General features: G+C 69.7%; 11 protein-coding genes, 1 tRNA gene and 1 pseudogene. 3 read left to right on the top strand and 10 right to left on the bottom strand.

The genetic code is table 11. The annotated features are described in order from the left end of the window. From JHN63_RS37940 to JHN63_RS37950, 3 genes and pseudogenes are all read right to left on the bottom strand, one after another. Nucleotides 1-1,907, bottom strand: a pseudogene (locus JHN63_RS37940) (tetratricopeptide repeat protein); the annotation flags it as partial. A 206-nt stretch (nucleotides 1,908-2,113) separates the two neighbouring features. Continuing rightward, nucleotides 2,114-2,187: transfer RNA gene (locus JHN63_RS37945), tRNA-Met, on the bottom strand. A gap of 72 nt (nucleotides 2,188-2,259) precedes the next feature. After that, nucleotides 2,260-5,196, bottom strand: a complete 2,937-nt coding sequence (locus JHN63_RS37950) for a UPF0182 family protein (RefSeq protein ID WP_234478309.1) — start codon at nucleotides 5,194-5,196, stop codon at nucleotides 2,260-2,262. A gap of 174 nt (nucleotides 5,197-5,370) precedes the next feature. Here JHN63_RS37950 and JHN63_RS37955 point away from each other — a divergent pair, with 174 nt between their 5' ends. Next, the gene (locus JHN63_RS37955; protein ID WP_200689623.1) at nucleotides 5,371-5,913 is read left to right on the top strand and encodes a PPA1309 family protein; all 543 of its coding nucleotides are present in this window, start codon (nucleotides 5,371-5,373) and stop codon (nucleotides 5,911-5,913) included. Nucleotides 5,914-6,048: 135 nt separating this feature from the next. On the opposite strand, the gene JHN63_RS37960 is transcribed toward JHN63_RS37955, so the two are convergent. The 4 genes from JHN63_RS37960 to JHN63_RS37975 all read right to left on the bottom strand — a co-directional run bounded on the left by JHN63_RS37960 (nucleotide 6,049) and on the right by JHN63_RS37975 (nucleotide 9,195). Then, entirely contained in the window at nucleotides 6,049-7,146 is a 1,098-nt protein-coding gene (locus JHN63_RS37960; RefSeq protein WP_200689624.1) for a PDZ domain-containing protein, read from the bottom strand. A 65-nt stretch (nucleotides 7,147-7,211) separates the two neighbouring features. Beyond that, a complete protein-coding gene (locus JHN63_RS37965) occupies nucleotides 7,212-7,376 on the bottom strand; it encodes a hypothetical protein (protein ID WP_169389425.1) in 165 nt (54 codons plus the stop codon). A gap of 130 nt (nucleotides 7,377-7,506) precedes the next feature. Then, complete coding sequence (locus JHN63_RS37970; RefSeq protein WP_200689625.1) at nucleotides 7,507-7,968, bottom strand: molybdenum cofactor biosynthesis protein MoaE; 462 nt, start codon at nucleotides 7,966-7,968, stop codon at nucleotides 7,507-7,509. Between the two features lie 114 nt (nucleotides 7,969-8,082). Beyond that, nucleotides 8,083-9,195, bottom strand: a complete 1,113-nt coding sequence (locus JHN63_RS37975) for an SDR family oxidoreductase (protein WP_200689626.1) — start codon at nucleotides 9,193-9,195, stop codon at nucleotides 8,083-8,085. Between the two features lie 192 nt (nucleotides 9,196-9,387). Here JHN63_RS37975 and JHN63_RS37980 point away from each other — a divergent pair, with 192 nt between their 5' ends. Both JHN63_RS37980 and JHN63_RS37985 read left to right on the top strand, forming a co-directional pair. Continuing rightward, on the top strand, nucleotides 9,388-10,827 hold the full coding sequence (locus tag JHN63_RS37980; protein ID WP_200689627.1) for a zinc-dependent metalloprotease: 1,440 nt from the start codon (nucleotides 9,388-9,390) through the stop codon (nucleotides 10,825-10,827). Continuing rightward, entirely contained in the window at nucleotides 10,824-11,345 is a 522-nt protein-coding gene (locus JHN63_RS37985; protein ID WP_200689628.1) for an NUDIX hydrolase, read from the top strand. The genes JHN63_RS37980 and JHN63_RS37985 overlap by 4 nt, the downstream gene beginning before the upstream one ends. A 54-nt stretch (nucleotides 11,346-11,399) precedes the next feature. On the opposite strand, the gene JHN63_RS37990 is transcribed toward JHN63_RS37985, so the two are convergent. The 3 genes from JHN63_RS37990 to JHN63_RS38000 all read right to left on the bottom strand — a co-directional run. Then, nucleotides 11,400-12,155 carry an AIM24 family protein gene (locus tag JHN63_RS37990; protein ID WP_033282040.1) on the bottom strand — a complete coding sequence of 252 codons (756 nt, stop codon included), beginning with the start codon at nucleotides 12,153-12,155 and terminating at the stop codon, nucleotides 11,400-11,402. Between the two features lie 17 nt (nucleotides 12,156-12,172). Beyond that, entirely contained in the window at nucleotides 12,173-12,853 is a 681-nt protein-coding gene (locus tag JHN63_RS37995) for an AIM24 family protein (RefSeq protein WP_019072125.1), read from the bottom strand. A gap of 11 nt (nucleotides 12,854-12,864) precedes the next feature. Beyond that, nucleotides 12,865-13,768: AIM24 family protein (locus JHN63_RS38000; RefSeq protein ID WP_200689629.1), on the bottom strand; the 904-nt coding region annotated here is incomplete at its 5' end.

Consider the following 13,768-nt stretch of genomic DNA (forward strand, 5'->3'; position numbering starts at 1 on the left):
CACCTCAGCCGGCCCCAGCGAAACGGCCCGATCAGCCCACCGCCGCCCCTCCGCCAACTCCCCCCGCCGCGCCCACACCAGCGCCAACCGCAACGCCGCCCGCCCATGCCCCGCATCAGCCGCCCGAGCCCACCACACCGCAGCCTCCGGCTCACTCCCCTCCCGAGCCAACAACAGCCCAAGATTGAAAGCCCCGTTACGAGACCCGGCCTCGGCAGCCTCCCGGTACCACCGAGCCGCCTCGACGACATCGCCCCGCGCAGCGGCCAGCATCCCGACCCGCACCTGTGCCCGCCGATGCCCCTGAGAAGCCGCCCGCTCGTACCACTCCTCGCACTCGGTCTTCTCGTGCACCTGCTCACCCAGCTCATGCGCGGGCGCGGGCGGCCGCCGAGCATCGAGCACCGAGGCAAGCCGGTAGGCCGCCTCCGCGCTCCCCCAGCCGGCCGAGCATCGAGCACCGAGGCAAGCCGGTAGGCCGCCTCCGCGCTCCCGCCACCCGCGGCACACCGCAGATGCCGCTCGGCCTCCCGCTCGTCCCCGTCCCGCAGCCGGGCGATCCCGACCTGCAACGCCGCCTCCGTGTGCCCGGCGGCCGCCGCCCGCTCGTACCAGGGCAGCGCGACGGTCTCCTCGCCGCGCCCGGCGAAGAGGATCCCGAGGTTGAAGGCCGCGTCCACGCTCCCGGCCTCCGCGGCCTTGGAGAACCACGGCTCGGCCCCGGTCGCGTCGCCGCCCTGGAGCAGCAGCACGGCCAGCGCGTTCGCCGCCTCGCGGTGCCCGGCGTAGGCAGCCCGCCGGTACCACTGCTCGGCCTGCGCGGTACGCGTCTGCTCGGCACACAGCAGCCCGAGGTTGTACGCACCGTTCACATCACCGGCGTCCATCGCGGCCCGGTACCAGCGCTCGGCGGTCTGCGTCTCGCCGCGCTCGGCGTGCAGCGCGCCCAGCGCGTTGGCCGCGTTGCCGTCACCGTCCTGGGCGGCCCGGAGCCACCACACGGCGGCGCTCTCGGTGTCGCCGGCGTCGCGCAGCAGGAACCCGAGCGCGCAGGCGGCGCGGGCCTCTCCGTCCTTCGCGGACGTCAGATACCAGCGCCCGGCCTCCTTGAGCTCGCCCCGCCGCTCCAGGATCGCCCCGAGTTGCAGCGCGGCCCGCTGATGCCCACGCGCGGCGGCCTGCCGGTACCACTGCTCGGCCTCGCCTCCCGAGTCCCCGGGCTCCCCGGACGCACCAGGACCTCCAGAGCTTCCAGAGACCGATACGACACCGTTGTCGCCCCCGTCCCTGCCCGCACCCGCGCCCCCGCCCTGATACTCGTACGGGTACGCACGCTCGTCCTCGTGCGGCACCCGGCGATCGATCGCCCGCGCCAGCCGGTACGCGGCCTCGCGGTGCCCTCGCTCGGCGGCGGACCGCATCCAGCGCTCGGCCGCGGTGTCCCCGCGGTGCTCCAGCAGATCGGCGAGGGCGTACGCGCCCAGCGCGTGGCCCTGTTCGGCGGACTGGCGCAGCCAGTACTCGGCGGCGGGCTCGTCGCCGCGCTCGCGGTGGTACCGGCCGAGCGCGTGCGCGGCGGCGGCGGAACCGGCCACGGCCGCGATCCGCCACCAGCCGGCGGCGTCGTCGGTGTATCCGCGCTGGTGGAGGAGGACACCCAGGTTGTTGGCCGCGGCCCGGTCGCCCTCGGCGGTGGCGGCACGCAGCAGCGGCTCGGCTCCGTCGAGATCACCGCGGCGCAGCAGCATCGCTCCGAGGACACTCGTCGCCTCGACGTCGCCGGCCTGTGCGGCGAGCCGTGTGCGTGCCTCGTCGACAGCCTCTCCGTCACCGGTCTCGTCCCGGTCGGAAGGCTGCACAAAACGCCCTGTATCCAACAGAGTTGCCTTGTCCCCCATAACGTCCATCGTCGCACCACCTGCAACCTGGGTACACCTGGTATACCGCAGCCAGTGAGGTCTCTACAGCGTTTTGTCGACATGCCCACAGAGAGACAAGCGAAACACGGTTTCACCAACTCCCCCCGGCGGCCCGGCCGTCACCCTCGTCGGCACATGCGTTCGCACAGCGAGAAGGCCCGGATCCTTGAAAGGATCCGGGCCTTCTCGATCAGTAGCGGGGACAGGATTTGAACCTGCGACCTCTGGGTTATGAGCCCAGCGAGCTACCGAGCTGCTCCACCCCGCGCCGTTGTGTTGCAACCGTACCACGGTGCGGGGTGGGCCTCTGACCTAGTGATCAACTGCCGCCTGAGCTGCGCTAACCACTCGAACTGCTCGGACTGCTGCTGGGACTGCTACTGGCACTCGGACTGCTGCCGGCACTCGGGCTGGCTTTGCTCTTGCCGGCTGCGGCCTGCGCCGCCTCGGCCCGCTTCAGCGCGGCCTGAAGATCCTTCTGCGCCTGGCCGTACGCCTCCCAGTCGCCCTTCTTCAACGCCTCCTGCCCGGCGTCGAAGGCCTTCTGGGCGTCGCTCAACGCCGCCTGGACCGTGGGATCGCTGGATGTCGGTGGCGTAGTGGTGCCCTCGTCCGGTGGCGGGGTCGTGGTGGTCTCCGCCCCGAAGACCTTGTTGAGCCCCTCGTCCAGCGTGTCCTCGAAGGCGGTCTTGTTCCCGTAGGCCACCAACACCTTGCGCAGGAGCGGGTACTTGAGTCCACCACCGCGTACGTAGACGGGCTCCACGTACAGCAGTCCTCCGTCGAGCGGCACCGTCAGCAGGTTGCCGTACTCGATGTCGGAGTCGCCGCCCTTGAGCAGCTTGATGGATTCGGCGATGTCCTGTTGGGAGTTGAAGGCGCTCTGCACCTGTTTGGGTCCGCCGACGGTCGTACTGGTCGGCAGCTTCAGGATTCTGATCTTGCCGTAGTCAGGCGTGCCCGCCTCGGAGTCGACGGCCATGAAGGCGCTGAGGTTGTCTCTGCCGTTCGGTGTGAACGTCGTCGTCAGCGAGAAGGCCTGCGCGGCCTGGTCCGGCATCTTCATGCTCAGGTAGTACGGCGGCACCGCGCTGCCCGACTTGTTGGTCGGGTCGTCCGGCACCTGCCACACCTCGCTGCCGCTGAGGAACGTCTGCGCGTCCGTCACGTGGTAGCGGGTGAGCAGCTCGCGCTGGACCTTGAACAGGTCCTGCGGGTACCGGAGATGGGCCATCAGGGAGGACGAGATGTCCTTCCTGGGCTCGACCGTGTTGGGGAACGCCTTCATCCAGGTCTTCAGGACCGGGTCCTCGGTGTCCCACTGGTAGAGCTTGACGGCACCGGTGTACGCGTCGACGGTCGCCTTCACCGAGTTGCGGATGTAGTTGACCTGGTTCTGCTGGGCCACCACCGCGCGGTTGTTGTTGGTCGCGGTGAGCGAGTCGGCCGTGGTGTCCCCGAGGGTCGTCCGCGAGGCGTACGGGTATCCGTTGCTCGTGGTGTACGCGTCGACGATCCACTGGATACGACCGTCCACGACCGCCGGGTAGGCGTCACCGTCGATGGTCAGCCAGGGCGCGACCGCCTCGACGCGCTCCTTGGGCGTGCGGTTGTACAGGATCCGCGAACCCTCACCGATGGCACCGGAGTAGAGGATCTGCGGTTCGTTGAACGCCACCGCGTACGCGGCCCGGTTGAGCGGGTTGGAGAGGTTGACCCCGCTCTTGCCGGTGTAACTGGTGGTCTTCTCGCCGCTGTCGTCGGAGTAGTCGATCTCCTTCTGGGGACCGCCGACGATCGAGTACGTGGTGGTCTTCTCGCCGTAGTAGATCTGCTGCTCGTACTTGCCGAGGTCACCCGTGGACGGCAGATCGGACTCGGTGAAGACCGGCCGGCCCTCGGAGTCGACCTCGGTGCCCTTGGCGGCGACCACGCCGTAGCCGTGCGTGTAGCGGAAGTGGTCGTTGATCCAGTTGTTCTTCGGGATGCCGTTGAGGTTCAGCTCGCGCAGCCCGATGACCGTGTCCTGGTCCTTGCCGTCCTCGCTGTAGCGGTCCACATCCAGGTTGGTCGGGAACGCGTAGTAGTTCCTGATCTGCTGGAGCTGCTGGAACGTGGGCGACACGACGTTCGGGTCCACGATCCGGATGCTCGCCGTGGAGTCGACGTCGGAACGCAGCTTGGTCTTGTCCTTGGTGGTGCTCGTCCCCGAGTACTCCGTGACCTTGGTGTCGTCGATGCCGTAGGCCTCGCGCGTCGCCTTGAGGTTCTTCTGGACGTACGGGGCTTCCTTGGCCTGTTCGTTCGGCTGGACCGTGAACTTCTGGACGATCGCCGGGTACAGGCCGCCGATGAGGATCGCGGAGAGCACCATCAGGCCGAAGCCGATGACGGGCAGCTGCCAGGTGCGCCGCCACAGGGTGGCGAAGAACAGCAGCGCGCAGATGACGGCGATGCAGAACAGGATCGTCTTGGCCGGCAGATACGCGTTCGCGTCGACGTATCTGAGGCCCGTCCAGTCACCCGTCGCCTTGAAGTCGCTGGATTTGACCGCGAGTCCGTACCGGTCGAGCCAGTAGGCGACCGCCTTGAGGGCGACGAAGATGCCGAGCAGCACCGACAGATGCCCGGTGGCCGCGGCCGTGGCACGCGCGCCCGGGCTGGTGATCCGCAGGCCGCCGTACAGGTAGTGCGTCAGCGCGGCGGCGAGCAGCGAGAGGATCGCGGCGGCGAAGCCGAAGCCGAGCAGGAAGCGGTACCAGGGCAGGTCGAACGCGTAGAAGGAGACGTCGAGGCCGAACTGCGGGTCCTTCTGGTGGAAGGGCACGCCGTTGACCCACATCAGCCAGACCCGCCACTGACTCGACGCCGAGGCGCCCGCGATCAGCCCGACGAGAGAGGTGACCGCCAGCAGCAGCCACTTCTTGTACGGCGCGATGCCCATGCGGTAGCGGTCGAGGCTCTGCTGCTCCATCGACATGGCGCTGAGCGGCGGGCGCAGGCGGTGCGCCAGCCAGATGTTCACCCCGACCGCTGCCGCCATCAGCAGACCGAAGACGAAGAACAGACCGATCTTCGTCGTCAGGGTGGTGGTGAACACGGACGAGTAATGCACCGACCGGTACCAGAGCCAGTCCGTCCAGAAGCCCGCGAACATCGTGAACGCCATGCCGAGTACGGCAAGGACGCCCAGTGTCATGAGCAAAGTCCGGACACGCCGGGACGGGCGGCCCACTCTGATCCGCGGCCCTTGCGGGCCTCCGCCGCGGTCCGGCATCTGGAAAGCCAAGGTGCGCACCTCGAAGTTCGCTGTTGGTCGCTGTCGTTGCGTCAGGTCCCCGGTTTCGCGGACCCGCCGTAGCCCCGCGTGATCGCGGGCCCACACCTATGCAACTTACTCACCGTTTACTCGGTTCCCGATTCCGGCCATGAACGAGGCAGGATTGTGACCATGTCCAACACTCCCATGGCAGCGAACCCCCTCACCCGGGCCGTACTCGAGATCGACGAGTACGCCTCCGGCCTCGGCTGGGACCAGCCCGCTCGCCTCTTCGCCCTGGTCGACACCGCGCGGCTGCGGGCCCAGGAACCCGGCCTCGCGGCCCAACTCGGCCTGCGGGAAGAGCCCGAGGCCACCGGTCTCACCCCGATCGAGCAGGAGGAGATCCCGGCCGGAAAGCCGCTGGACGAGTTCCTCGGCACGATCGCCTGGCCCGACGCGGTGGCCGGCTGCGCGCTCACGGTCGAGCGCCTGATGCTGCCGCCGTCCGCCGAGGCCTCCGTCCCCGAGGGTCTGAGCGAGAAGAAGCTCACCCAGTGGGTCGCCCAGCACCCGGACCGCCAGGAGGTCCGGATGACGGTCGCGGTCCTGCGCGACGGCACCCGCGACTCGGCCCTGCGCCTGCGCGAGAAGGACTCCCCCACGGAGGTCCTCACCGGCGGCGCCCTGGTCCCGGGCCTCGCGGAGGCCCTGTCGGCGACCTTCGAGGACTGACGTCCCCGACCGGTTCCGGTTCTTTTCCTACGACTCCGGGGGCGCCCTTTGCTTGAGGGCGCCCCCGGAGTCGTAGGCGAGGTCTTCTTGAAGAGGGCCTTCTCAAAGAGGGGTCTTCTTAAGGAAGAGGCTTGTTCAGCCCTTGGTGCTGCACTTCGGGAGGTCGTCGGTCTTGCCGCTGTTGATCAGCTTGAGGTCGCTGATCGCGTCCTTGATGGTGTTGACCTTGACGAGCCTGAGGCCGCTGGGGGTGTCCTTGGCGGCCTCCGCGCAGTTGTCGGCCGGCGTCAGGAAGTACTGGGCGCCCTTGCTGCGCGCGCCGACCGTCTTCATGGAGATTCCGCCGATCGGGCCGACCTTGCCCTCGTCGTCGATGGTGCCGGTGCCCGCGACGAACTTGCCGCCGGTGAGGTCGCCCGGGGTGAGCTTGTCGTAGATGCCGAGCGCGAACATCAGGCCGGCGCTCGGGCCGCCGACGTCGGCGAGCTTGATGTCGATGGTGAACGGGAACGTGTGATCGGTTCCGGCCGAGATGCCGACGATGGCGCGCTTGGTGCCGGTGTCGTCGGAGGTCGCGGTGGTGATCGTGATGTTCTTCGTCGCGGTCGCCGTCTTGTTCGCCTTCACGGCGTCGGCCTGCTCCTTGGCGGGCACGATCGTGAACACGACGTCCTCGCCGGGCTTGTGCTTGGTGACCAGTTTCGCGACGTCGTCGGGCTGCTTCACCGTCGTACCGTCGACGGCCTTGATCACGTCACCGGCGTGCAGCTTGTTCTCGGCCGGGGTGCCCTTGACGACCGTCGAGACGATCACCCAGGACTTCACCGGGACGCCCAGCTGGTCCAGGGCGGCGACCTTGGCGCTCTCCTGGGACTGGCTGAACTCCTCGGCGTTCTCCTGGGTCGACTGCTGCTCCGTCTTGCCGTCGGGGTACAGCGTGTCGTGCGGGACGATCTTGTCGTCGTGGGCGAGCCAGCCGTACATGGCCTCGATGAGGTTCATGTTGTAGTCGGCGCTGGTGACCCGAACCGTCGTCATGTTCAGGTGACCGGTCGTCGGGTAGGTCTTGCGCCCGGTGATCTGCAGCACCGGCTCGCCGTCGTGGTCCCCGAGTGTGTTCACCGTCGGACCCGGCGACATCTCCGCATACGGGACGTTGATGAGGACTCCCGCGCACAGGAGCGCGATCAGCATCAGGGTGGAGGCGAGCATCGTCGCGGTGCGGCGTGGCATGGCACGACAGTACGGGACGCGTCTGTCAGCGCACCGTCAGGGCCGCTCTCCGTCCGCGCTTCCGTTCATGTGCCCGAGTGGGACTTCTCCATGGCCTCACGGAAGCGGGCGTAGCCGTCCAGTTCCGGGCCGTCGCTGCGTACCTTGCGGGTTCTGTTGGCCCAACTGCCCCACAGGCCGGCACCTATCGCGGCCACCAGCGGAATCAACAACCAGGCGAGTGCCGCCATGCCGACCTCCCAACCCCGGATGAGTGAACTCAACTGACTGATCAGCAGATTAGCCAGCCCCACTGACAACGCTCACGGCAGGGGGCCGGTTACGCAACCGGAGAGCGGCTGAGAAGTCGGTGAGCGTGCGTCAACAGGCGCCGACCCACTCCTCGGTGCCGTCGGAGAACTTCTGGTGCTTCCAGATCGGCACCTCGTGCTTGAGGTCGTCGATCAGCTTCCGGCATGCCTCGAAGGCCTCGCCCCGGTGCGGACACGACACGGCGACGACGACCGCCAGGTCCCCGATCCGCAGATCCCCCACCCGGTGGACGGCGGCCAGCGCCCGCACCGGGTAGTCCGCGACGACCTTCTCGGCGACGCGGCGCATCTCGGCCTCGGCACTGGGGTGGCAGGAGTACCCCAGCTCGTCGACATCGGCTCCGCCGTCGTGGTTGCGCACGGTCCCGACGAAGAGGGCCGTCCCACCGGCCGCGTCGTCCCCGACGGCCTTGAAGACCTCGTCCACGGAGAGCGGCGTGTCCCGGATCCCGATCAGCTTGACGGGATCCTGCGCGGCCTGCTCACCGGGGTGGTCGATCGTGGGTGCCATGCCTCCATCGTGCCGCACCTCGCCGACAGCGAGGAATAGCACGTTCACCAGGCACGCGCGTGTGCCTGTTTGGAGCGTCCTACAGGAGCAGGCGTTTTACCCGGCTCGCGCTGCTCAGATCCGTCGCCGGGCCTTGCGCGCCCGTCGTACGACCGCCGCCGCGCCCAGCAGCGCGACCGTCGCGCCCGCGGCACCGGCCGCCGTCGCGTCCTTGCGGCCGAGCCGTCGCCCGACGACCGTGTGCCGCCCGGCGACCTCCTCGAGGAGCTCGGCGAGGACCTCCTCGTTGGTCCACTGCGGCCGCCAGCCCGCGTCGTGCAGCCGGCTGCCACTGACCACCCAGGGGTACATCGTGTAGGCGAGGTCGCCGGCCGGGGACGGGGTGAGCCCGATCCGGTGCAGCCGGGCGGCGGCGCCGAGCGCGACGGCGGACGGCAGCTCCATGCGCCGGATGCCGCTGAGCTCCTCGACCTCCTCCTGCTCGAGCCAGCCGTCGCAGCCGACGGCGAGTTCCCCGTCGACCTTCTCCAGGACGGCATACTCCAGGGCGCTGCACAGATCCTCGACATGGCAGAACTGCCAGGCGGGCCGCGACCCGGCCACCACGAGCAGGCGAGGTGACTCGAAGTACCTGGTCAGCGCGGTGTCGGTGCCGCCGACGAGCACTCCGGGGCGGACGACGGTCACATTGAGCCCGGGGTGCGCCCGGGGCGCGCGCCGTGCGAGGCGCTCGACCTCCAGGAGGTCGCCGACCCCGGTGGCCTCCGCGGTGGCGCGCAGTTCGGCGTCCTCCGAGAGCGGCAGTTCGTTGTCGGGCAGCGCTCCGTAGACCATCGCCGAGGTGCAGAGCACGACCCGGTGGACACCGGCCGCCGCGGCGGCGGTCAGCACGGTCTGCGTCCCCCGCACGTTGTACGCCGAACGGGCGGCCGGGTCGGTCTCCAGATCGAGGTCCAGCGCCAGATGGACGACGACGTCGGCGCCGCGCAGCTTCTCCGCGATGGCCGGATCCCGCACGTCGAGGATGTGCCACTGGGCCGCCGCGCACTCCCCGCGCCGCTCGTCGATGGCGATGACCTGCTTGATCTCCTCGGACGCGGCGAGCCGCTCGGTCAGCAGCGCCCCGACTCCGGACGCGGCGCCGGTGACCGCGACGACGGGCCCGCGCACGGCGGGACTGGTTGAGTGGTTTCGCGCTGCGCGAACCTGCGGATCTGGGGAACTCACCGGGCGTCTCCAGCGGTTGTCTTCAGTACGGACGCGCGTGACGCGTCCGGACCAGGTGGCATCCATCCTGCCGCAGGCCAGGTCTCGGCGAAGCACCGAGGCCCGATCGGCCCGCGGTGTCTACGCTGGGTGGTGTTGAAGGGCAGTCGTGCCGTCGGAGAGAACCGGCGGCCTTAACAGCCGAGGAATCCCGTGAGTGACACCCCATTCGGATTCGGCCTTCCGCCGGAGGAGCCGGACGACGGCGACGAGGGCAAGAAGAAGGACCAGGAGAGCGGTGGTGGTCAGGGACCGGCCAACCCGTTCGGTTTTGGCGGGCTGCCCGGCGCCGGTGGCTTTGGCGGCCCCGGCGCGGACAATCCGCTCGCAGCCATGTTCGGCTCCCTGAACCCCACCGACCTGGGCGCCGCGTTCCAGCAGCTCGGCCAGATGCTCTCGTACGAGGGCGGCCCGGTGAACTGGGACATGGCCAAGCAGATCGCCCGTCAGACGGTCTCCCAGGGCACTCAGGACGGCGTCAAGGACGCGAGCGTCGGCCCCGCCGACCGCACCGCCGTCGAGGAGGCCGTCCGCCTCGCCGACCTGTGGCTGGACGACGCGACCTCGCTGCCGTCCGGCGCCGGATCCGCCGTGGCGTGGTCCCGCGCGGAGTGGGTCGAGGCGACCCTGCCCGCGTGGAAGGAGCTCGTGGACCCGGTCGCCGAGCGCGTCGGCGCGGCCATGGGTGATGTCCTGCCGGAGGAGATGCAGGCCATGGCGGGCCCGCTGATCGGCATGATGCGCTCGATGGGCGGCGCCATGTTCGGCACGCAGATCGGGCAGGCCGTGGGCACGCTCGCGGGCGAGGTCGTCGGCTCGACGGACATCGGCCTGCCGCTCGGTCCGGTCGGCAAGGCCGCGCTGCTGCCGCTGAACATCGAGGCGTTCGGCAAGGACCTGGGCGTCCCCCAGGAGGAGGTGCGGCTCTACCTCGCCCTGCGCGAGGCGGCCCACCAGCGCCTGTTCGCGCACGTGCCGTGGCTGCGCGCGCACCTGTACGGCGCGGTCGACGGGTACGCGCGCGGAATCAAGGTCGACACCGCCAAGCTGGAGGACGTGGTCGGCCAGTTCGACCCGCAGAACCCGGAGCAGCTGCAGGACGCCCTCCAGCAGGGCATGTTCCAGCCCGAGGACACACCGGAGCAGAAGGCCGCCCTGGCCCGTCTGGAGACGGCTCTGGCGCTCGTCGAGGGCTGGGTGGACGCGGTGGTCCACGCGGCCGCCAAGCCGCGTCTGACGTCGGCCGACGCGCTCCGCGAGACCCTGCGGCGCCGTCGCGCGACGGGCGGTCCCGCCGAGCAGACGTTCGCCACGCTGATCGGCCTGGAGCTGCGCCCGCGCCGCCTGCGCGACGCCTCCCGCCTGTGGGCCTCGCTCACGGACGCGCGCGGTGTCGACGGCCGGGACGGTCTGTGGGCCCACCCGGACATGCTGCCCACGGCCTCCGACCTGGACGACCCGGACGGCTTCGTGCACCGCGAGCAGCTGGACTTCTCCGAGCTGGACAAGATGCTCGGCGAGGCGGCGAGCGGCTCCGGCGAGAAGCCGAACCTGAAGAAGGACGAGGACTCCAAGGACGACGACACCGAGTGAGCCTGTACGACGACGCGGTCCTCGTACTCAAGAGCTACGAGGACCAGACGGAGCTGCGCCAGGCCTACCTGGACCACCTGGCCGCGCACCCGGACGGCATGTGGAAGTCCTGCCACGCCGGTCACATCACGGCGAGCGCCCTGGTGATCGATCCCGAGCAGGGTCGCGTGCTGCTGACCCTGCACAAGAAGCTGCGGATGTGGCTCCAGATGGGCGGCCACTGCGAGCCGGAGGACACCTCCCTGGAGGCGGCGACCCTGCGCGAGGCCAGGGAGGAGTCCGGCATCACCGGACTCACGCTGCTGCCGGGCGGTCCGGTCCGCCTGGACCTGCACCCGATCCCGGCGCCCTGCCACTTCCACTACGACGTCCAGTACGCGGTCGTGGCGCCCCCGGGTGCCGTGCAGGAGATCAGCGACGAGTCCCTCGACCTGCGCTGGTTCCCCTACGACGAGGTGGCCGCCGTAGCCGACGAGTCGGTGTCGCGGCTGCTGGAGGCGACGCGCGCCAGGCTCTGAACGTGTAAGGGGCGCCCGCACTGGCGGGCGCCCCTTACGTTCGACTACTGGACCTCAGCTCCAGGCGTTGCCCTGGTTCTGGGCGTGTACGCCCTGCTGGCCCATGCCGAACTGCGCGGCGAGGCCCTGGCCGATCGCGGCGTTCTGCGGGGGCAGGAGTTCGCTGGGCTGGACGAGCGCGTAACCGCTGCCCATGAAGCTCAGCTCCCAGCCCTCGCCGGTGTTGCCGCGGCGCCGCCACACCCCGGAGGAGTGCGTCTGGGCCTGCATCTGGACGCGCAGGCCGGTGGACCAGGCGACGATCGCGTCGGCGTCGCAGTTGACGTACTTGTCGGGCGTGACCTGCATCATCAGGGGCGCGCCCGAGGTCATCAGGGCGACCTTGCCGCGGCCGGTGATGTTGAGCTGGTACTTCCCGGAGCCGGAGATGCCGTACTGGCTGTCCACGGCGATGACCTCGTGGTGCAGCGAGGAGTCCATCGCGAGGACGTAGCTGCTGTCGACGGTGAGGCCGTCCTGTTCCACATCCACTACGTGGATGTGCTGGGCGAGGTTGGCGAGGAAGACCGTGCCCTGCCCGTGGCAGCGCATCAGGCTGAGGCCCTCGCCGGTGGCCGCACGCGCGTAGGCCTGCTGGGTGTTCTGGTACTCGGCGTCGAACTCGACGAGCCCCTGGTAGGCGACCATCGTGCCCTTGCGGGCGAGGATGTCGTCGTGGCCCTCCAGGACGATGCGCAGCATCTGCTTGTTCTGGAGGCTGTAGCGGTCCTGGGACTGCGAGTCGTTGAACGCGAAAAGCGGGCTCTGCATGGTGTCGTGTTCCCCCCTCAGCCCCGGAACCGGAGTCGGTCGGTGCTGTCCTCGCTGGGCTGGACGACGACGATGCCCGTCCCGGAGAAGGCCATCTGGTAGGCCTCGCCGCTGCCGCGGCCGATCAGCGACTGCGCCTTGAAGCTGCGCTTGCCCTTCACCTTGAGGTTCGGGGACCAGGCGACGAGCGCGTCCGGGTCGACGTACGTCTCGTCATCGCCGCCGCCGCAGTCCACGACGATCGGCTTGCCGCGGGAGGTCAGCGCGACCCAGCCCTGACCGCTGATCTTGGTGTTCCACAGGCCCTGTCCGGCGAACTTCGCCAGCCCCTTGACCCGCTCCACACCCCAGGTGAGAGAGGTGTCGAAGGCGAGCAGGTTGGTGGCGTTGACGGAGATCCCGTCGCCGTTGAGGTTGATCACGACGACGTCGGCGCCGTAGTCGGCGAGGTAGAGCAGTCCGTCTCCGGAGCACTTCATCAGGGGCGCGCCCTCGCCGGTCATCCAGTCGCGCGCGATCTGGCGCACGGCCGGCGGGTTGGGCTCGTACTGGATGAAGCCCTCGTAGGCGATCATCGAGCCCACGCGCGCGAAGAGGTCGCTTCCGGTCTGCATGGCGACCTTCAGCATGTTGTTGCCGTGGTTCTCCATGCGGGCGGTGACGGGTGCGGGGGCGTAGCCCGCGAGCGGCTGGTTCATGACGGGCTCCCTCAGACCTCGTACGGCTGGACGACGACGAAATTGCCGGGGGCGGCCCGGAACTGCAGGTTGACGCTCTCCCCGGTGTCTCCGGGGTACGCGTTGCGGCGCATCCGGACCTGGCTGGAGACGATCACCTGGGCGGCGGCGGACCAGGCGACGACCGCGTTGCAGTCGGCGAACGTGGTCGGCGTGACCGGCAGGACGACGGGCTCGCCGTGGGTCTTCACGACGATGGTGCCGGTCCCCTGGAACTGCATCGTGAACAGCGCGCCCCCGGGGATGCCGTGTCCCTCGATGCGTCTGACCTCGTGCTGGAGGCTCTCGTCGAAGGCGAGGACGTTCTCGGCGGAGACGCAGATCGCGTCCCCCTGGAGCTCGACGGGGTGCAGGTTGGTGGAGTTCTCGGCGAGGAACACCTGGCCCTGGCCGGTGCAGCGCATCAGCTGCATCTCCTGGCCGGTCGCGTTGCCCACGAGTCGCCCGGCGAACCCGGCGCCCTTGTAGCCGAAGTCGACCTTGCCCTGGTAGAGCACCATGCTGCCCTGGCGGGCGAGCACGGGCTGGCCGCCGATGCCGAGGTCGACGCGGATCAGCTTCTTGTTCTGCTGCGTCCAGCGCTGCCCGGTGGGCGTCTCCTTGAACTTCTCCAGCGCGGCCGACACGCCGGCGCCCTGGGGAGCGCCCTGGGGCACTCCGTAGCCGGCCGCTTGCCCCGGGACCTGCCCGAACGCGGGCGGCTGCTGGCCGTAGCCGGGAGGCGCGGGCGGCTGACCGTAGCCCGGGGGCGGGGTCGGCTGGCCGTAGCCGGGCGGCGGGCCCGGCGCGTGCGGAGCCTGGGGCTGCGCGTAACCGGGCGGCGGAGGCGGGCTCTGGCCGGGGGCCTGCTGTCCGTACGGCGGCTGCGGCTGGCCG

It is taken from the genome of Streptomyces sp. MBT65, assembly GCF_016612545.1.
Taxonomy (GTDB): Bacteria; Actinomycetota; Actinomycetes; order Streptomycetales; family Streptomycetaceae; genus Streptomyces.

Coding starts and splice junctions, on each gene's coding strand:
- JHN63_RS37950 (WP_234478309.1), bottom strand. CDS start 5,196: ATGCCGGACCGCGGCGGAGGCCCGCAAGGGCCGCGGATCAGAGTGGGC.
- JHN63_RS37955 (WP_200689623.1), top strand. CDS start 5,371: ATGTCCAACACTCCCATGGCAGCGAACCCCCTCACCCGGGCCGTACTC.
- JHN63_RS37960 (WP_200689624.1), bottom strand. CDS start 7,146: ATGCCACGCCGCACCGCGACGATGCTCGCCTCCACCCTGATGCTGATC.
- JHN63_RS37965 (WP_169389425.1), bottom strand. CDS start 7,376: ATGGCGGCACTCGCCTGGTTGTTGATTCCGCTGGTGGCCGCGATAGGT.
- JHN63_RS37970 (WP_200689625.1), bottom strand. CDS start 7,968: ATGGCACCCACGATCGACCACCCCGGTGAGCAGGCCGCGCAGGATCCC.
- JHN63_RS37990 (WP_033282040.1), bottom strand. CDS start 12,155: ATGCAGAGCCCGCTTTTCGCGTTCAACGACTCGCAGTCCCAGGACCGC.
- JHN63_RS37995 (WP_019072125.1), bottom strand. CDS start 12,853: ATGAACCAGCCGCTCGCGGGCTACGCCCCCGCACCCGTCACCGCCCGC.